This is a genomic window from Mycobacterium sp. IDUB_39, from assembly GCF_055419205.1.
The window spans coordinates 22353-41155 of the sequence record NZ_JBVAXF010000005.1 but is presented as its reverse complement, the minus strand read 5'-3'; the positions used below and the strand labels follow the sequence as shown (position 1 = coordinate 41155).

Sequence of the window (18803 nt, the reverse complement as noted above, 5' to 3'; positions counted from 1 at the left end):
GATTCGGAACTACCGGATATAACCGGACCGCGGTCCGATTATTCCCCAGACTCAGGTCAGCGCGGCGGTGGCGGCTGCCCTGGCCTCGGCGGCGGTGGCCGTCGCGAGCGCCGCGTCGGCCGCGGCGCGGCACTGCGCGAGCGTCACCTGCGCGAGCTTCGCGCCGACACCCGCAATGGCCGTCGACGCCGCCGACAGCGACGACACCCCGAGGCCGACGAGCACGCACGCCAGCAGTGGATCGGCGGCGGCCTCGCCACACACGCCGACGGGCTTGCTCACCGCGTTGCCGGCCTTGGCCGCCATCGCGACAAGCGCGAGCACCGCGGGCTGCCACGGGTCGGTCAGCGTCGCGAGTTCGGCCGACATCCGATCGGCGGCCATCGTGTACTGCGTGAGGTCGTTGGTGCCGATCGACAGGAAGTCGACGTGCTGCAGGATCCGGTCGGCCAGCAGTGCCGCGGCGGGCACCTCGATCATCACACCCGGCGTCAGGCCGAATGAACGGGCCTGGGCGGCAAAGGCTTCCGCCTCACCGGCGGTGGCGATCATCGGCGCCATCACCCATGGTTCGCTGCCGGTGTTCTTCGCGGCGTCGGCGATGCCCTGCAACTGCCGGGTCAGGATTCCGGGATTTCCGTCGGCGATGCGAATGCCGCGAACGCCGAGCGCCGGGTTGGCCTCCTCGGGGTGGCCCGCGAACTTCAGCGGCTTGTCCGACCCCGCGTCCAGCGTGCGCACCACCACCTTGCGGCCTCCGAACGCCTCGAGCACCTCACCGTAGATCCGCGCCTGCTCGTCGACGGTGGGCTCGGTGTCGCGGTTGAGGAAGCACAGTTCGGTGCGGAACAGCCCGACACCCTCGGCCGGGGTCTGCGCGGCGGACCGCGCGGCGGCGCCGTCCTGCACGTTGGCGAGGATCGCGACCTGGTGCCCATCGGCGGTGGCGCCCGGCCCCCGCCACTGCTGGGCGGCCTCGGCGGCGCGGCGGGAGGCGGCGACGGCCTGTGTCGCCGTCCGCTCGTCGGGCGCGACGGTGACGGTGCCGAGTGTGCCGTCGACCATGATCATGGCGCCCGCGGGCACGGCGTCCAGACCGGCGACGGCCACCACGCAGGGAATGCCGAGCTGGCGGGCGATGATCGCGGTGTGGCTGGTCGGGCCGCCGAGCGAGGTGGCCAGTGCCACCACCAGTGCCGCGTCCAGGCCGGCGGTGTCGACTGGCGCGAGGTCCTCGGCGCACAGGATCGAGGGCCGGTCGGGCACGGGCACGCCAGGTTCGGGCAGGCCGCTGAGTTCGGCGATGACGCGGTCGCGGATGTCGCGCAGGTCGGTGACCCGCTCGGCCATGAGGTCGCCAGCCTTGGCCAGTGCCGTCGCGATCTTGTCGATGGCGGCGCCGACGGCGCGGGTCGCGGGCAGGCCGTCATTGATGCGCCGCTCGGCATCACCCAGCCAGGCCCGGTCCTGCGCGAGTGTCGCCGTGGTCGCCAAGACCTCAGACGCCACCCCGGTCGCGTGACCGGCGCGCACTCGGAGCCGGTCCGCGACGGCACCGGTGGCGGCCAGCAGCCGGGCCACCTCATCGGGTCGCCCCGACTCCGCCACGTCGGCGACCGGTGCGTCGTCGAGCCGCGGTCGCGCACCCGGCCGAATCACCGGTGCGTACTGCACGCCGCCCACCGCGGGAACACCCGGGAGCACCTGCCCGGAAGCGATGGGTGACGTACGGGGCTGCGTTGCGCTCATGTGATGCAGATTACTAGAAATCATTGACGAGTCAACACAGTCGGGAGTAAAACAACACATAACAACTTTTGGACCGCAGCTTTCCCACACGAACGGATGCGCATGTACGCCGAAGAGCGCCAACAAGCGATCGCCGCGCTGGTGATCAGCCAGGGCCGCGCATCAGTCACCGAGCTCGCCCGGACCTATGACGTCACCACCGAGACCGTGCGGCGTGACCTGGCCGCTCTTGACAGGGCGGGCATGGTCCGGCGGGTCCACGGCGGCGCCGTCCCGGCTCGGGCGTTGCACCTGGTTGAACCCGGCATCGGCGAGCGCGAGTCCACCCGCGCCGACCACAAGGACGCCATCGCGGCGGCCGCGACGGAGTTCTTCCCGCTCGGCGGCGCCTCGGTGCTCCTCGACGCCGGTACGACCACGGCCCGCATCGCCGCACACCTGCCGACCGACCGCGATCTCACCGTCGTCACGAACTCGGTGCCCGTCGCGGCTCGACTGGCGCCCATCAGCTCGGTGTCACTGCAACTGCTGGGCGGTCGGGTGCGTGGATTGACGCAGGCCGTGGTCGGCGAGCAGGCAGTGCGCGTACTCGACTCCCTGCGGGTCGACATCGCGTTCATCGGCACCAACGCCATCAGCGCGCGCCACGGGCTGTCGACGCCCGACAGCGAGGAGGCCGCGGTCAAGCGGGCGATGGTCCGCTGCGCGAACTACGTCGTGGTGGCCGCCGACTCCAGCAAGGTCGGGCGGGAGGACTTCGTGAGCTTCGCGCCCATCTCCAGCGTCGACACCCTCATCACCGACAGCGAGATCAGCGACGCCGACCGGCAGGCCCTGGTCGACGAGGGCGTCGAGGTCCTCTGCGCCGAGGTGGCGTCGTGATCGTCACCGTCACGCCGAATCCCAGCATCGACCGCACGGTCACGCTCGCCACACCGCTCACGCGCGGCGCCGTCCACCGGATCACCTCCGCCATCTCCGAGCCCGGCGGCAAGGGCGTCAACGTCGCCCGCGCCCTGACCCTGGCGGGGCTGGACACGCTGGCGGTGCTACCCGCCGCCGATACCGATCCCATCGTGTCGGCGCTGCAGGCCAGCGGCGTCTCGTTCCGGTGCGTTCCGGTCACGGGAGCGGTCCGCACCAACGTCGCGATCACCGAGACCGACGGCACCACAACTAAACTCAACGAGCCCGGCGCGCTGCTCGACGACACCGCGCGCGCGGCGTTGACCCGCGCGGTGGTCGACGCCGCCGCGAGCGCGGCGTGGGTGGTGCTGTCCGGTTCGCTGCCGCCGGGGCTGCCCGACAGCTGGTACGCCGAGGTGGTCGCCATGCTCGCGACAGCACCGTGCAAGGTCGCCGTCGACACCTCCGAGCGTCCACTGGCCGCGCTGGCCGCGGCGTTCGGCACCGCCGCCCCCGACGTCATCAAGCCCAACGCCGAGGAACTCGCCGGACTCGTCGGCGCATCGGCCGAGGCGTTGGAGAGTGCCGCCGCGGCAGGCGATCCCGAGCCCGTGGTGGCGGCGGCTCATCAGCTCATCGAGCGCGGCGCACGCACCATCCTGGTCACGCTGGGCGCCGCAGGCGCGGTCCTCGTCGACGCGAGCGGAGCCTGGATGGCGACACCGCCGCCGATCACTCCGCGCAGCACCGTCGGTGCGGGTGATAGCTCACTGGCCGGCTACATCCGCGCCGAGGCGGGTGGCGCCCCGCCACCGCAGCGCCTCCAGATGGCGGTGGCCTACGGCAGCGCCGCCGCGGCACTGCCCGGTTCGGCACTCCCGTCGCCCGGCCAGATCGATCTCGACGCCGTGGCGCTGTATGCGATCACACCGTCTCCCACCAATGCCCCATCCAGCACGAGGAAGTAGCGAGATGTCCATTATCAGCACCGATATGGTCGCCCTCGACGTCGACGCCGGCGGTGACAAGGAGTCCGTCATCCGCCTCCTCGCAGGCAGGCTGGCCGAGGCCGGACGTGCCACCGACCGTGAGGGCCTGATCGCGGCGGCGATGGCGCGCGAGGGCCAGTCGGCCACCGGGCTGCCCGGCGGCATCGCGATCCCGCACTGCCGTTCGCCGCACGTCGACGAGGCCACCATCGGGTTCGCGCGGCTGTCGCCCGCGGTCGACTTCGGCGCACCCGATGGCCCCGCCGATCTCGCGTTCCTGATCGCCGCACCGGAATCCGGTGGCGCGGAGCACATGAAGCTGCTGTCCAGCCTGGCCCGCGCCCTGGTCCGCAAGGAGTTCGTCGCATCGCTGCGCGACGCGTCCAGCGCTGAAGAGGTGGTCGACCTGGTGGAGGGCGTCGTCAACCCGGCTCCAACCGCCGCGGCCGCCGCCACGCCCGCACCAGCGGCCGCACCGGTCGAGGAGAAGCGACAGCGCACCCTGGTAGCCATCACCGCGTGCCCCACCGGCATCGCCCACACCTACATGGCGGCCGACTCCCTGTCCGCCGCCGCCAAGGAGGCCGGCGTCACGCTGCACGTCGAGACGCAGGGCTCATCGGGCAGCACTCCCCTCTCCCCTGAGACGATCGCCTCCGCCGACGCGGTCATCTTCGCCACCGACGTCGGTGTCAAGGACAAGGGCCGCTTCGCGGGCAAGCCCGTCGTCGCATCGGGTGTCAAGCGGGCGATCAACGAGCCGGCCAAGATGATCTCCGAAGCGTTAAGCGCCGCAAACAATCCCAACGCAGCGCGCGTCGAGGGGGGCGCCGCGGAGTCCGCGAGCTCGTCGTCGTCGGGTGGTGTCGGCTGGGGCACGCGCACTCGGCAGATCCTGCTCACCGGCGTCAGCTACATGATCCCGTTCGTCGCCGCGGGCGGTCTGCTCATCGCGTTGGGCTTCCTGTTCGCGGGCTACGACATCGCCAACACCCCCGACGGTCAGACCGACAACCTCGGCAAGATCATCGCCACCACCAATTCGCTGACCAACCTGCCGCCGGGCGGATTCGTCCAGTACCTGGGCGCGGTGCTGTTCACCCTCGGCGGGCTGGCCTTCTTCTTCCTGGTTCCCGCGCTCGCCGGGTACATCTCATTCGCGATCGCCGACCGGCCCGGCATCGCACCGGGTTTCACCGCCGGATACGTCGCCGTCACCGTCGGCGGGGGCTTCATCGGTGGCATCGTCGCCGGCCTGATCGCCGGGTTCGCCGCGCTGTGGATCAGCCGGATCCCGGTGCCGCGATGGGCACGTGGCCTGATGCCGGTGGTGATCATTCCGCTGGGTGCCACCCTCATCGTGGGCCTGCTGATGTTCTTCCTGCTGGGCCGCCCGCTGGCGGCCGTGACAACCGGGCTGACCAACTGGCTCGGCGGCCTGTCGGGCACCTCGGTGATCGTGCTCGGCATCATCCTGGGCCTGATGATGTGCTTCGACCTCGGTGGCCCGGTGAACAAGGCGGCCTACGCGTTCGCCACCGCCGGGCTCAACGTCGCCGACCCGTCATCGCTGCGCATCATGGCCGCCGTGATGGCCGCCGGTATGGTCCCGCCGCTGGCGATGGCACTGGCGTCGACGCTGCGGCCCAACCTGTTCACCGAACCCGAGCGTGAGAACGGGCGTGCCGCATGGCTTCTAGGCGCGTCGTTCATCTCCGAGGGCGCCATCCCGTTCGCGGCGGCCGATCCGCTGCGAGTCATCCCGTCGATGATGCTCGGCGGCGCGGCCACCGGCGCACTCATCATGGCCTTCGACGTCACACTCAAGGCGCCCCACGGCGGCATCTTCGTGTTCTTCGCGATCGGCCACCTGGTGTGGTTCCTCGTCGCGCTGGCCGTCGGCACCGTCGTCGGCGCGGTGGCTGTCGTCGCCGCCAAGCAGTTCTTCGCCGAACGCACCCCCGCAGAACCCAGCGCCGCGCTGGCCAACGCCTGACCACCCAATCAACGAGGAGAAATCATGCCCAGCAAGACAGTGACCGTCGGTTCCGCCATCGGACTGCACGCCCGCCCCGCCGCGATCATCGCCGGGGCCGTCGTCACCGCAGGAGTCCCCGTGACTCTGGCCATCGACGGCGGTGAGCCGGTGGACGCCGGCTCCGCGTTGATGATCATGACCCTCGGCGCAGGCAAGGGAGCCCAGGTCACCGTGGAATCCGACGACGAGGCGGCGCTGAGGACGGTCGTTGACCTGGTTGAACAGGATCTCGACGCCTGAGAACACCTCCGGTGCGCGCCAAGAAACCGGAACGGAGCCCTATCAGCCACCGTTAGGATTGCGGCGTGCAACTGGACAGGGGGCGTGACGTCATGGAATGCGCCGGGCCACGGCGGCAAGTTGGTTTGCTGCAGAGAGCTCGGAACATGTCAGACGTGACGACGGTGACGGGGAATGTCGCATGGTGCATCGCCTAGCAGCGTTGTTGGCCGCGGTGACGTTGGCTTTGCTATGCGCACCGCCGGCGGTGGCCATCGAGCCACCGACCATCGACCGGGGGGCGTTGCCACCGGATGAGACGGGGCCGGATCAGCCCACCGAGCAGCGACGTGCGTGCTCGGCGCCCATGGTGTTCCCGAACTCCAACTTCGTCGACAAGCCTTGGCCCAATGCCTATCTGCGACTCGGTGAGGCGCAGAAGTTCGCCACCGGCGCGGGTGTCACCGTCGCCGTCATCGACACCGGCGTGACCGGCTCAGCGCGGGTGCCCGCGCAGCCGGGCGGCGACTTCGTCGACAAGGGCGGCGACGGCATGTCCGACTGCGACTCGCACGGCACGCTCACCGCGTCGCTGATCGCGGGCCGGGGCGCGCCGACCGACGGCTTCATCGGTGTGGCGCCCGACGCGCGGATCCTGTCGCTGCGCCAGACGTCGGACAACTTCCAGCCGGTCGGCGCCCGAACCGATCCGAACGACCCCAACAGCACCCAGACGGCGGGATCGCTGCGCAGCCTGGCTCGTTCGATAGTGCACGCCGCCAATCTCGGCGCGCAGGTCATCAACATCAGCGAGGCCGCCTGCTACAAGGTGACCCGTCCGATCGATGAGTCCGGTCTCGGCGCCGCCATCGAGTACGCGACCAACGTCAAGAACGCGGTGGTGATAGTCGCCGCGGGCAACACCGGGCAGGACTGCACCCAGAACCCGCCGCCGGACGCCGCGGTGCCCGCCGATCCGCGCGGGTGGCAGGAAGTGCAGACCATCGTCTCGCCTGCCTGGTACTCGCCGCTGGTCCTGACCGTGGGCAGCGTGGCCGAGAACGGTCAGCCCAGCAGCTTCTCGATGTCGGGTCCGTGGCTCGGTGCCGCGGCGCCCGGCGAGAACATCGTCGCGCTCGGTTATGACGGCAACCCGGTCAACGCCCTGCAGGGCCAGGACGGTCTCATCCCGATCAACGGGACCTCGTTCTCGGCGGCCTACGTGTCGGGTCTTGCCGCGCTGGTCAAGCAGCGCTTCCCCGACCTGACCCCGGCGCAGATCATCAATCGCATCACCGCGACCGCCCGCCATCCCGGCGGTGGCGTGGACAACTACGTCGGCGCGGGCGTGATCGATCCGGTGGCAGCCCTGACGTGGGACGTGCCGGAGGGTCCGAAGGACGTGCCCTACAGCGTCAAGCAGCTGCCGCCGCCGGTGTACATCCCACCGCCCGACCGTGGACCCATCACCATCGTCGTCATCGCCGGTGCCAGCCTGGTGCTCATCCTCGGGATCGGCGCGATGGCCCGACGCGCGTTGAGCCGTCGATGAGGACACTGCTGGCGCACTTCGGCTTTCGCTTCACCACCGGGCATCTGCTGTGGGCGGCGGCGCTGATCCCGGCGGTCATCCTGGTGTTCATCCAGCTGGACCTGATGTGGCTGGGGATCACGCTCGCGGTGTTCATCGCGATCGCGGCGGTGCTCACGGTGCGCGGTCGCCGGCTCGCCGGGTGGATCGTCGCGATCTTCTCCTGGCGCAGGCGTCACCGCGCCGCGCCCGAGGCCCCGTCCGAGCCTGCCGTGGGTGCGACGGTCATGCCCGGCGATCATGTCGCGGTCAGGTGGCAGGGCGATCACCTGGTGGCCGTCATCGAGCTCGTGCCGCGCCCGTTCACGCCGACGGTGATCGTCGGCGGTGAGGCGTTCACCGACGATGTGGTGAGCACCAAGCTCGTCGAGGACCTGCTGCGTGCGCACTGCCCCGAACTGGAAGCCGACGTCGTGTCCGCCGGACACCGCGTGGGCAAGACGGCCCCGGCCAGCCTGGTCTCGCTCTACGAGCAGGTCGTCGGCCCCTACCCGGCGCCGGCCAATCGCCGGACGTGGATCGTGCTGCGCGCGAAGCCCGAGGAGACGCACAAGGCCGCGTTGCGCCGCGACACCGGTGTGGCGGGGCTGGCACGCTATCTCGTGTCGTCGACGACACGGGTCGCAGATCAGTTGTCCAGCAACGGAATCGACGCGCGGTGCGCCCGCAGCTTCGATGACTTCGACCGAGCCACCGAGATCAGCTTCGAGCGTGAGAGCTGGTCCTCGATCAAGGGCCGCAGCACGTTCACCGCGGCCTACACCGCGCCCGGCGGCCCCGACGTGTGGTGGTCGGCGCGGGCGGATCACACCATCACCCGGGTGCGCATCCAGCCGGGGTTGCCGCCCACCACCACCGTGCTGCTGACGACGCTGGCGAATCCGTCGACACCACGCGGATTCTCATGCCTGTTCGGCGGGCAGCGGGCCGCGCTGAATGGGCTGAGCCCGGTGACCGACCGGCACTACGAGCTGCCGATCGGTTCGGCGGGCGTCCTGATCGGGGAGACCGCCGACCGCTACCCGGTGTACATGCCGTTCGACAACGTCGACGTCAGCATCAACCTGGGCGATTCGCGGTTGTTCACCCAGTTCGTGGTGCGCTCGGCGGCCGCGGGCGCCATCGTCACGCTGGGTCCGCAGTTCGCCGAGTTCGCGGGCGTGATCAACGCCCGGGTGGGCAAGGTGGCCAAGATCGGGTGGCCCAACTCGACGACGTACCTTGGGCCGCACCCGGGTGTCGGCCGGGTGGTGTTGCGGCACAACTTCATCGACACGCCTCGCCACCGTCAGCTGCCGATCCAGCTGATCAACCCGCGCGAGGAGAGCCGCTACCAGATGGTGCTCGAGCAGTGAGAAGTGTTGGTGTGCACGGGCAACCGTGCGCAGACATCGAGGAGGAGAGATGTCGGGGGAGCAGGTAAAGGTCGAGCCCGCTGAACTGGACGCCAAGGCGGCCGAGATCAGCGAGCCGATGCCCACGGCGCCGGGGGAGCCGTTGCCGCCGTGTGGGCTGCAGGTGGCCCGGGACGCGGTGGGTGAACTGAACAAGTCCGCCGGGGTCATGCTCGGCTACGCCAGGTCGGGCGAGGCCGAGGCAATTCGGTTGGCGGAGACGTTCCGGTCGGCCGCGAACGCCTACCGGCAGGTCGATGAGCAGGCCGGCGTCGCACTCGACAACGGCGAGACGGCGCCGTCCATTCCGCCGGTGCAGCCGGCGCCGGCCACCACGCCGTCCATTCCGCTGCCGCCGAATCCGAGCTATCAGTGCCACGCCTCGCCGCTGGTGATGCTCGAGCAGGCCGCTGCCGAGATCGCACAGCCGGATCAGGCCGCGTCCCTCGAGGCGTTCAAGACTGAGTGGACCGCTTACGCCAGTGCGCTGGAGGCGCGCTCGGAGTCGTTCAACTTGGGCGGCGTGCAGTGGGAGGGGGGCGCCGCAGAGGCTGCGTTCGACCAGTTGAAGAGCCACCGGCGGTGGCTGGAGGAGATGGCGAACGCGTCTCGGCAGCTCGCTGACGAGGCCGGGAACTTCGCGCAGGTCCATCGCAGCGCCGTTGGCGAGCATCCGACGGTGGACGAGGTCAACGAGATCAACGCGCGAATCATGATCTCGCAGAGCTTGGCGGAGCAGAACATGCTGATGCAGATCCGCATGAAGATGCAGCAGCAATCCGAGGAAGTACTCGGCAAGTACGCGGGAGCCTCTATCGCAACGCCACTGGACATGCCGGCCCCACCCAAGTGCACGCCGACGCCGCCGGCGTCCACAAACGACAAGAGAACCGACCGCGACAAGGGCCGGTTCAAGAAGATCGAGGAGAAGCCCGGCGACGGAACGGGGACCGGCTCCGGAGCGGGCGCCGGCGGTGGTGGCGGCGGCAGTGGCACGCCCCCCGGTAGCCCGACGCCCGGGCAGATGCCGCAGATACCCCAGGGCGAGCCCCAGGTGTCTCCGGCCGCCGCGCAGCAGCAGCCCGCCGGTGGTGGGTCACCGTCCGGTGGTGGGTCACCGTCGGGTGGTGGGTCGCCCTCGGGTGGCTCGTCGGGAGGCAGCGGCTCCGGTGGGCTACCGAGCATGCCTGATCTCGGCGGTTCGCCCGAGGACATGCCGTTTCTGGACGAACCGGACCTCAGTCCCGCCGCCGCGGGCGGCGGTTCCGGAGGAGGTTCGGGTGGTGGCGGCGCAGGTGGTGGCGGTGTTCCGTCGATGCCGTTGCAGCCCAACATCGGTGGTGTGTCCGTCGGGCCGAGCACCGGCGCGGGACCGGGTGGTGCGCCGGTGTCCGGCGGCGGCGCGGCTGGCGGCGGCGGCGGCGGCATGATGGGCGGTGGCATGCCGATGGGCGGCGCCGGACACGGCCAGGGCGGCGGCGGCACCGAGAAGAAGCGCACGCCGAGCCTGTCGCCGGATGAGGACCTCTACAACGAGGACAGGCCGTGGACGGAGGCCGTGATCGGTAATCGGCCGCGGCGCAAGGACGTCACCGAGGGCAAGGACTCCAAGTGAGCGAGGAGATGCATCCGCAGGTGGCCGCGGTGCTGGCACAGGCGCAGCGCCTGCAGTCGGTGATGGACGACCAGCTGGCCAAGATGAACACCCAGACGTTCACCGCGTCCGACGAGACCGAGACGGTGGAGGTGACGCTCAACGGGCACAGCTGGTTGACCGACGTGTTCATCGAGGACGGCCTGCTGCGTCTGGGTGCGGAGACCGTGCAGGCGCGCGTCAACGAGGCACTGCAGAAGGCGATGGAGGAAGCCACGTCATCGCTGGATGCGGATCGGGAGCGAATCGACTCGATGGTCGCTGACATCACTGGTGATGGTGATGAGTCGGATCGGTAGGGCTGACGCGTGAGCATGCCGCCTCAAGACGGATGGCCGCCGCCGCAACCGGGGACTCCCCCGCCCTATGGTCCACCGCCTGGCGGCTTTCCTCAGTACTCCGGCCAGCAGCCGCCGGGATTTCCACAGGGACCGTGGCCGCAGCAGCCGGCGCCGCCGCCGAAGGGCAACAGCATCAAGTGGCTGCTTGTCGCCATCGCAGTTCTGCTGGTGATCGTCGCGACTATCGGTGCGACGCTGCTCTTTACGCGGGACGGGGATGGAGATGCTTCCGGGGCGTCGGCGTCGGGGGTTGCCTCAGATATCGCAAGTGCCAATGACACTGGGCCGGTTTCGATCATTACTGAAGAGCCGACGTGCAAGGCGTTCAACACAATCCAGAAAGGCCTCGCCGATATTCAGTCGCGCGGGTGGGGCGAAATGCGTGCCGGACTCGGGCCGGCCTCAAGCTGGACACCCGAACAGCGCAGTCAGGTTGAGTCGGTGGCGACTGCGATGCGAAATTCCGCCGTTCAGGTTATCCCCTTGGCTAAGCAGACGCCTCATCGCGTTGTGCGTGAGATCTACGAGCAGTTCATCGCGTACAGCAAGGCTTATGCCAGCAGAGTTGCAGACTACAAGCCCGCAGACGACGGTATGGCATCGGTCACCGTGAGCGCCGGCAATGCCATGTCTGGAATCTGCAAACGCAATCGAGTTAGGTTCAACGAGCCGTTCATTGTCATTGCCGCCAGAGGGGCCGCCGACCCAAACAGGCCCTCCCGTAGATCCGGCAGCTGCCGAACCCTTCATCACAAAGGCTGATTCAACATGCACCGATTGGGTCGCTCGTCTCGACAAGTTCAACGCGGAGTCGCCCGCCGCGTGGCAAACCCGAGACGGTGGCTTACCTGGATCCCAATGGCCGCCTGAACGCAAGGCACTTGAGCAATCTGTGCGACCTCAGCTAACGACGTTGGCAAGCGAGATGTCCGCAACAGGCCGAAATGCCGACAATTCAGTCCTCGCGGATTTTGCACTCACAGCAGCGCTATACATCAACGCATACGTAGCTGCGGGGGACGATTACACGACACCAGACGGATGGCTTGTCTATACCGGATTTCGGGTCGCCAACCTAATAGCTGGGGCATGCCACTCCGTGGCGGGCTGATTTCGATCACAGTCTCACGAACGCCGGACGGCCCGAGGCAGACGAGCACGCTCACCTCGTCCGTCTCAACCCTTCCCCGCAACGCTGAGTCACGAGTCGACCGATGAGCGCTCGGAAATCAGTGTCACGAAGCGGACGGTTGCCGCCTTCATTCACTATTGCCGAATCGACGAACGATATTCGGGACATCCGGCGCGGCTCTCACGCGATTGCGCTGCAGTTCTCAAGCGACCAGGACGGGGAACTGCATGGCATTCACTGCCCTGTGACGTGCGGCCATGCAAAATCTGCTCAGGAGGACTGGAAAACTCATGCGTTCTACCGGTCAGTTCGTAACTTACGCTGGCCTAGGACGACGTCGGTAAACTTCTCCGAGTGGGCAATCGATCGTGCGGGGGTTCGGAAGTGACTGTTTCGACCACGGGGGCGGACTCGTGAGCATGCCCCCTCAAGGTGGATGGCAGCCGCAACAACCAGGCGGTCAGCCGCCCTACGGACCTCCTCCTGGCGGCCATCCGCAGCACTCGGGTCCGCCGCAGCCTTACTCCGGCCCACAGCCACCGGGATTTCCCCAAGGACCGTGGCCGCAGCAGCCTCCCGGTCCTCCTCCCAACGGGAACAGCACCAAGTGGCTGTTGATCGCCATCGCGGTTCTGTTGGTGGTCGGGATCAGCATTGGTGCCACTCTGCTCTTCACGCGCGACGGGGGCAATGACCCCTCAAATCCTCCGACGTCCAGCGCTCCGTCGGATATCGCGAGCGCCAATGACACTGGGCCAGTTTCGATCATTACTGAAGAGCCGACATGCGATGCATACACTGGGATCAACAATGCACTCGCCAGTGTCGAGACGAACGGTTGGGCAGATGAGCGCAACAGCCTCGGACCAGCTTCTGAATGGACAGCTGAGCAGCAGCAGCAGGTTGAAACCGCCATAACAGCAATTCGAAACGCTGCGGACCAAGCGGTCAATCTCAGCAAGCAAACTCCCCACCGCGTAGTTCGAGAACTCTACGGACAGTTCATTGCGTACGGCCGCGCATATGCAGACAGCATTCCGACTTACACTCCGTCTGACAATTTTCTAGCATCAGCGAATATAAGCGCGGGGAGCGCGTTGACAGCACTGTGCAATGCGATTACTTACGGCGCGACGAATCGTTCGATAGCACTACCCCCCGCGTCGCCGCCTTCAAGCATCTTGGATTTGGGCGACCTAGCCAATCCATCACCATTCCTAGCCTCATCCAATAGCTCCTGTTCGGCTTGGCTGGAACGGGATCAGCGATTTAACTCCGAGACTGCCGACTGGCAAGGTTCCGATACAAACGTGACGGGCGATCAGTGGACACCTGAGCAACGAACAGTACAGATGTCCACTCTGCCGAAGTTGACTGCGTATGCCGCGGACATTGAAACCCTTGGAAAGCAAAGCGGCAACGCCGTTTTCGCCGATTTCTCCCAAGCTGCGGCACTCTATCTTCGCGCCTACGTATCAGCGGGAGAATCTTACGTTAAAGCGGACAGTTTTCTGGCCTCAACGGCGTTCCGTTTTGGCAACACGATCACAGCTGCCTGCCAGGCCGGTGGCGCATAGCCATGACTACTATCGCCAGGCCGGTCGACGGGCGAAAAGGTGAGATGAATACGCCTCCGACTGCTTGGCCAGAACTAGACGAGAATATGCTTCTCGAGCGATCACTCGGATTTGATGCCATTCGCATCCAGCTTGATTCGCAAGTCGCGGTTTGGAGCATGGCGAAAACATCACTGTTCGATGGAAGCACCTGGTTTGGTACTGCGGCCAGCGCGGGGCAGAAACACGTAGACGCTCGAATCGAACATATGACATCGGTTGCAAACGCCCTAGCGACCGCCAGTTCATTCTACTTGCAGACTCAAGCGACTGTTATTAGCGCAAAGAATGCGATTATTGCCATATGCAATATGGCGCAGGCGGCAATAGACGCAGCCTCGGCTGCCGACTACGCCGATGAAGCACAGCGGACTTCGGACATAGCCGCCATCATCGCCGCCGCGCTTCGGGAAAATACATCTATAGTTTCGGCGGCGGGCGCTGCTGTCTCTGCTGGACAGCCGTACAGTCCACCTCCGGTTACGGACGATTTCCTGCCCGCCAAGGTTCAGAACCTCATTGCGGCAACTTCTAATTTGCCGCCGACAACGAACAGTAATGCGCTTCCCGCGGCTCGCGGGGGTGGAAACCAATTTGTGAAGCGAGATGAACATCGTCCGGCCACCCAAGCCGCCTCCGCCACAAACACACAACCCATCGGCCGAGAAACCCAACCCGCACCCGCAGGAACCCCGAACCCACCCGCAGCCGCCTCCGCCACAAACACACAACCCATCGGCCGAGAAATCCAACCCGCGCCCGCAGGAACCCCGAACCCACCCGCAGCCGCCTCCGCCACAAACACGCAACCTGTTGGACAACAGAACATCCAAGGCGGCGGCGCCCCTCAACCCGCTCCTCCCCCCGCCAGCGCCGGCGCGCTCGGCGGAACAAACGCACCCACACCCCCGTCCAGCCGTCCCTCGACCACTGCTGGATCAATGGGTTCCTCAGGCGGCGGGTCCGGCGGCACTGGCTCAAGCAGCGGAGGCGGTTCATCGTCCTCCTCGCCCAGCCAGACGTCTGCAGCGCAAACCAGCAGCGAGGGCAAGTCTCCGCTGGATGGGGCGAAAACCGATGCCCAACAGGGTGCTAGCGGGGGTCAACAGACCGCGGGCACTGGACAACCGAAGGTGGACGACGTCGCGAAGGCCATGAGCGCGAGCCAGGCTCAGGCCGTTCCGGCTTCACAACAACCGATCTCTCCCGCGGCGGCGAGCCCACTGCAACCCGTCGCCCCGCCCTCGCTTCCCGTCGATCCCGGCTCAGCTGCCAACGCATCCGGTGCATCCGGCGGTTCCAGCAGCGGCGGCCTGGGCAACGTGGGTGGCGTCGGTGGCTCCGGTGGCGGGGGCGGCGGCGGAGGTGGTGGCGGCGGTACGCCTGCCTCACCATCGATGCCCGCCGCACCGGCCATGCCGCTCGGCCCGCCGAGCACTCCGTCGCCCGCGGCGCCCACGCCACCCGGCGGCGGAACCGTGACCAACAACCCCGCGGCGTCGGCGACCCCGGGCGGCCCCGGGGTCAACCCCGCCTCGACCAAGCTGGACCCCAGTGCGATGGGCGCTGCGCCCGTTCCGGTTTCGGCCGCACGTCTGGAGCGCGACGCGATCCTGTCAGCGTCGGCAGGCGGCGCGATGAACCGCAAGCGCAACAACGGCAACGCCGCCCTCATCCAGGCCCGCCGGATCGCCGCGGCGCTGAACATGGGCGTGAGCGACTTCGGCTTCTACTGGGTCACCGGGCTCACCGCCGACGGCTCGATCGTCGTGGCCAACAGCTTCGGCCTTGGCTACATCCCCGACAGCGTCAACCTCCCCGCGCAGGTCACCATGGCGACCGCGGACGAGTCGATCCTGCCGCAGGAGCGCGCGAAGTGGGCGACCTACCCCGTCCTTGCCATTCAGGGCTGGGCGCAGGCGCGAGGCCAGAAGCTGCGCGCCGTGATCGCCACCGAGGAGCAGTTCGCCAGCTTCGACCCGGGCGTGGCGAAAGTTGTTCTGCGCGCTGATGACATCCCCGAGAGCGGGCAGATGGAGGGGCGCGGCCGCCTTGAGGTCATCGCACCGGACATCGCCGCACGCCTCGCGTCGGTGCCGGATGCCGCGCTCGTCGAGCTGCTTCCCCCGGCACCCACCGACACCAGCGCGCCGACCGACAACTCGAACGCGCTGTGGTTCGAACTCATCAAACCGATGATGAGCACCTCCCCGGAGCGCGCCGGTGTTCACCTCGAGGCCTTCGTGAACTACGCCGAGCACGCCCAGGAACAGGCGCTCTACCGCGCCCACATCGCGCCCAACGCCGCCATGCAGCGCGCCGCGATCACCGACTGGGTCTACTGGCAGCACCTGAGCGTACTGATGTCGGACGCCCTGGCCACCGGGGCGACGGTCGTCTAATTGTTGCGGGGCGAGACGTTGATGGCTCTCGTCTCGGTTGACATTCAAGCTGGTTGAGGCCTGACGATGTTCGAGTGACTGACCCAGAGTTGATTTCGATCGGCGCGTTCGCCAAGCTCGCCGGACTGACCGCGAGCGCCTTGCGGTTTTACGACGATGCAGGCTTGCTTCATCCCCAGCAGGTCGACCCGCTCACGGGATACCGGCTCTATAGCGAGTCGCAGCTCGCTCGCGCCTCGCAGTTGCGGCAGCTGCGCGAGATCGGGATGCCGCTGCCCACCATCGGCAAATTCTTCTCCGCCGGCACTCATGAGGCGGCGCAGCTGATCGACGATCAAGTCGCCAAGGTTGCCGCAGAGGCAGCCGGGATACAACGGGCAGCCGCGACGCTCAAGGCGTCACTTGGGGAGGCGGATCGTCTCAATATTTGCACGCTGTCGGGTCCGGTCCTCGCAGCGGCGATCGACCAGATCGTGGCCACCACGATTCACAATCCCGACATCCCGGTCCTGAATGGTGCACGCCTAGAAGCGAATCCCGATGCCATCTCGCTGACCGCAACCGATCGCTACCGCCTGGCCACGCGGACGCTGGTACCCAGCCAACCATCTGCCACTTCCTGGGCAGGGACGCTGGTCGGAGACGATCTCCAGGCCGCAGCCTCGCGACTCCGACGAACCCCCAGCGTGACGCTGGAAGCAAGCGAAACGAGCCTGGGCCTGCGCATGGCCGACACCACCGTGATGCACTGCCGCCTACTGGCCGAGGTCTTTCCTGATTACAAGCTTCTGGTTAGTTCACTTCCCCCTGTGTCACATCGCGTTACCGTCGACAAGCAGGACGTCCTCAAGGCGCTAGAACAACAGGCGCCAGAGAGGATCGGCCTGCGGGTAGCGGCCGACCGGCCGAGCCTCCTGCTGCCCGACTGCGCCGTGGAACTCGACGGAACCGCGTCTGGTCCCGACCTGACACTCTGGTTCGAGCTGACCACTTTGTACCCAGCGGTGAGCCACGCACTGGGCAACCACCTGATGCTCGACCTCCGGGGGGCCGACCAACCGGCCACCATCCGATCAGCCGATGACGGCGACTTCACCACGCTCGTCATGCCGTGTCTCAATCCTGCGTATTGAACCCCACCTCGGCCATAACCACCGACGGTTCCTTGACCCGAACGGTGACGTCGATTACACCCCACACCGACTGACAGATCGGGTGACAGGCGGCGCTTGACCTCAACCGCACTTCAGATTCTACGTTCGGGATGTGAAAGCACACCAAGAAGACGTAATCGTAGACAAAGTCGTACTCCGTGACGGATTCGTTCCGGTGATCGACATCAGCAGCGCCCGCGACAGCGATCCGCAGCAACGGCAAGTCGTCGCTGAAGCCATCGGCCGGTGCTTCGAAAGCAGTGGATTTCTTATCCTTGTCGGGCACGGCGTGCCCGATGACGTGATCGCGGACATGAATCGGTCGGTGCGCTCGTTCTTCGCCTTGCCCCAGAGCGCGAAGGATTCGTTGCACGCTGATCCAGCCGATCCGCTGGCGCGTGGGTTCAGCAGCAACGGCAAGCTGTCGGCGACCAATGATCACGCCGACGTCGAGGCTGAGCACCAAGCACCGGACCGAGTCGAGAAGTTCGTCTACGTTCCGCTGGGCAACCCGGAGGGCATAGATGGGCCCGGGTGGACCGACGAGCGCGTGCTCGTCGAAGAACGGTGGCCCGAGGTCCCCGGATTCCGCACTGCCTACCAAAGCTACTACTCCGAGATGGCTTCCCTTGCCACCGAATTGGCCCGGTTGTTCGCCCTCGCCTTGGGTCTTCGCGAGGACTGGTTCGACGACAAGATCGACCGACACCACTCCAACCTCATGTCCAACTACTACCCGGCCGATGACCAGGCGCCCGAAGACATTCGCCTCAGCCAGCACAGCGACTGGGGCAATCTCACGATCCTGCTCCAAGACGAATCCCAGCGCGGACTCCAGGTTCTCAATGATCGCGGCGAGTGGGTTGACGTGCCAGTGGTGCCGGGGTCGTTCGTCATCAACATTGGTGACCTTCTGGCGCGGTGGACCAATGACCGCTGGGTCAGCACCGTTCACCGCGTGGTCAGCACGGACTCAGACAAGCCGAGCGGCGATCGATTCAGCATCCCCTTCTTCCACCAACCCAACTTCGATGCCACCATCGAGTGCATTCCCACGTGCGCCACGCCCGACTATCCGGCACGGTACGCGCCGGTGGTATCAGGGCCATACATGCTCGAAAAGTTCAGGCTTGCTTACGCTCTAAGCCCTTCCTGAGTGTTCGGCCTGCGCCCCAGGACCAACTGCGGGCCGAACCGAGGGCGTTTGCGCCACGGCTCGGCAGCGGATGTGAGAAAGGAAGGAAACACGATAATGAAGAACCTCGGCATCGCCACCATCGTCGCAAGCGGTTTGGCGGCAGCCGTTCTCGGGCTCGCCGCTCCTGCGGTCGCGGCCCCCAGTGGCCCGGGCAGCGCGCAGCAGACCATCAACCAACTCCAGCAGCAGGGCTACAAGGTGATCGTCAATCACCTTGGCAGCAGGCCACTTTCCCAGGCGACTGTCGTCGCGATACGTCCCGGGCAGACCTACAGTCGGACCGACTCGGGCAACCCGGGCGACAGCCGGCAGACGACCGTCACCAACAAGACGGTCTACGTGGACGTGAAGTAGGTCCTACGACGACGAAGGGGCATCCCCGACCGGGGGTGCCCCATTGTCGTGTTCGGGGCCCCATCC

At 67.0% G+C, this 18803-nt stretch carries 15 protein-coding genes; 14 read left to right on the top strand and 1 reads right to left on the bottom strand.

Annotation, left to right across the window (positions count from 1 at the left end; all coding sequences use genetic code 11):
* Positions 1-51: 51 nt before the first annotated feature.
* Positions 52-1749 (bottom strand): phosphoenolpyruvate--protein phosphotransferase, encoded by a 1698-nt coding sequence (locus ACZY0X_RS18820; RefSeq protein WP_463772557.1) that lies wholly within the window; start codon positions 1747-1749, stop codon positions 52-54.
* A 102-nt stretch (positions 1750-1851) separates the two neighbouring features.
* On the opposite strand from ACZY0X_RS18820, the gene ACZY0X_RS18815 reads away from it, so the two are divergent.
* The 14 genes from ACZY0X_RS18815 to ACZY0X_RS18750 all read left to right on the top strand — a co-directional run bounded on the left by ACZY0X_RS18815 (position 1852) and on the right by ACZY0X_RS18750 (position 18737).
* Complete coding sequence (locus ACZY0X_RS18815) at positions 1852-2631, top strand: DeoR/GlpR family DNA-binding transcription regulator (RefSeq protein ID WP_463772555.1); 780 nt, start codon at positions 1852-1854, stop codon at positions 2629-2631.
* Entirely contained in the window at positions 2628-3623 is a 996-nt protein-coding gene (locus ACZY0X_RS18810) for a 1-phosphofructokinase family hexose kinase (RefSeq protein ID WP_463772554.1), read from the top strand. The genes ACZY0X_RS18815 and ACZY0X_RS18810 overlap by 4 nt, the downstream gene beginning before the upstream one ends.
* 4 nt (positions 3624-3627) lie before the next feature.
* Positions 3628-5640, top strand: a complete 2013-nt coding sequence (locus tag ACZY0X_RS18805) for a PTS fructose transporter subunit IIABC (protein ID WP_463772552.1) — start codon at positions 3628-3630, stop codon at positions 5638-5640.
* A gap of 24 nt (positions 5641-5664) precedes the next feature.
* Entirely contained in the window at positions 5665-5922 is a 258-nt protein-coding gene (locus ACZY0X_RS18800; protein WP_463772551.1) for an HPr family phosphocarrier protein, read from the top strand.
* A gap of 181 nt (positions 5923-6103) precedes the next feature.
* Positions 6104-7453: a type VII secretion-associated serine protease mycosin gene (gene mycP / locus ACZY0X_RS18795; protein ID WP_463772550.1), complete on the top strand. Its 1350-nt coding sequence runs from the start codon at positions 6104-6106 to the stop codon at positions 7451-7453.
* Positions 7450-8847 (top strand): type VII secretion protein EccE, encoded by a 1398-nt coding sequence (gene eccE, locus ACZY0X_RS18790; protein ID WP_463772548.1) that lies wholly within the window; start codon positions 7450-7452, stop codon positions 8845-8847. Before mycP ends, eccE begins: the two co-directional genes overlap by 4 nt.
* A 49-nt stretch (positions 8848-8896) precedes the next feature.
* On the top strand, positions 8897-10501 hold the full coding sequence (locus ACZY0X_RS18785) for a PPE domain-containing protein (protein WP_463772547.1): 1605 nt from the start codon (positions 8897-8899) through the stop codon (positions 10499-10501).
* Complete coding sequence (locus ACZY0X_RS18780) at positions 10498-10839, top strand: YbaB/EbfC family nucleoid-associated protein (RefSeq protein ID WP_463772545.1); 342 nt, start codon at positions 10498-10500, stop codon at positions 10837-10839. Before ACZY0X_RS18785 ends, ACZY0X_RS18780 begins: the two co-directional genes overlap by 4 nt.
* 9 nt (positions 10840-10848) lie before the next feature.
* A complete protein-coding gene (locus tag ACZY0X_RS18775) occupies positions 10849-11643 on the top strand; it encodes a hypothetical protein (RefSeq protein WP_463772544.1) in 795 nt (264 codons plus the stop codon).
* A 984-nt stretch (positions 11644-12627) separates the two neighbouring features.
* Positions 12628-13590, top strand: a complete 963-nt coding sequence (locus tag ACZY0X_RS18770) for a hypothetical protein (RefSeq protein WP_463772543.1) — start codon at positions 12628-12630, stop codon at positions 13588-13590.
* Between the two features lie 1172 nt (positions 13591-14762).
* Positions 14763-16031, top strand: coding sequence for a secretion protein EccK (locus tag ACZY0X_RS18765; protein WP_463772541.1), 1269 nt, complete (start codon positions 14763-14765; stop codon positions 16029-16031).
* Positions 16032-16105: 74 nt separating this feature from the next.
* Positions 16106-17164 (top strand): DNA polymerase III subunit beta family protein, encoded by a 1059-nt coding sequence (locus ACZY0X_RS18760; RefSeq protein ID WP_463772540.1) that lies wholly within the window; start codon positions 16106-16108, stop codon positions 17162-17164.
* Between the two features lie 196 nt (positions 17165-17360).
* Positions 17361-18341, top strand: coding sequence for an isopenicillin N synthase family dioxygenase (locus ACZY0X_RS18755; protein WP_463772538.1), 981 nt, complete (start codon positions 17361-17363; stop codon positions 18339-18341).
* A 96-nt stretch (positions 18342-18437) separates the two neighbouring features.
* Positions 18438-18737 carry a hypothetical protein gene (locus ACZY0X_RS18750; protein ID WP_463772537.1) on the top strand — a complete coding sequence of 100 codons (300 nt, stop codon included), beginning with the start codon at positions 18438-18440 and terminating at the stop codon, positions 18735-18737.
* Positions 18738-18803 lie beyond the last annotated feature (66 nt).

What these genes read in the sequence shown, in the direction of transcription:
- ACZY0X_RS18820 (WP_463772557.1), bottom strand. Translation starts at nt 1,749, where the DNA reads ATGAGCGCAACGCAGCCCCGTACGTCACCCATCGCTTCCGGGCAGGTG.
- ACZY0X_RS18815 (WP_463772555.1), top strand. Translation starts at nt 1,852, where the DNA reads ATGTACGCCGAAGAGCGCCAACAAGCGATCGCCGCGCTGGTGATCAGC.
- ACZY0X_RS18805 (WP_463772552.1), top strand. Translation starts at nt 3,628, where the DNA reads ATGTCCATTATCAGCACCGATATGGTCGCCCTCGACGTCGACGCCGGC.
- ACZY0X_RS18800 (WP_463772551.1), top strand. Translation starts at nt 5,665, where the DNA reads ATGCCCAGCAAGACAGTGACCGTCGGTTCCGCCATCGGACTGCACGCC.
- mycP (WP_463772550.1), top strand. Translation starts at nt 6,104, where the DNA reads ATGGTGCATCGCCTAGCAGCGTTGTTGGCCGCGGTGACGTTGGCTTTG.
- eccE (WP_463772548.1), top strand. Translation starts at nt 7,450, where the DNA reads ATGAGGACACTGCTGGCGCACTTCGGCTTTCGCTTCACCACCGGGCAT.
- ACZY0X_RS18785 (WP_463772547.1), top strand. Translation starts at nt 8,897, where the DNA reads ATGTCGGGGGAGCAGGTAAAGGTCGAGCCCGCTGAACTGGACGCCAAG.
- ACZY0X_RS18750 (WP_463772537.1), top strand. Translation starts at nt 18,438, where the DNA reads ATGAAGAACCTCGGCATCGCCACCATCGTCGCAAGCGGTTTGGCGGCA.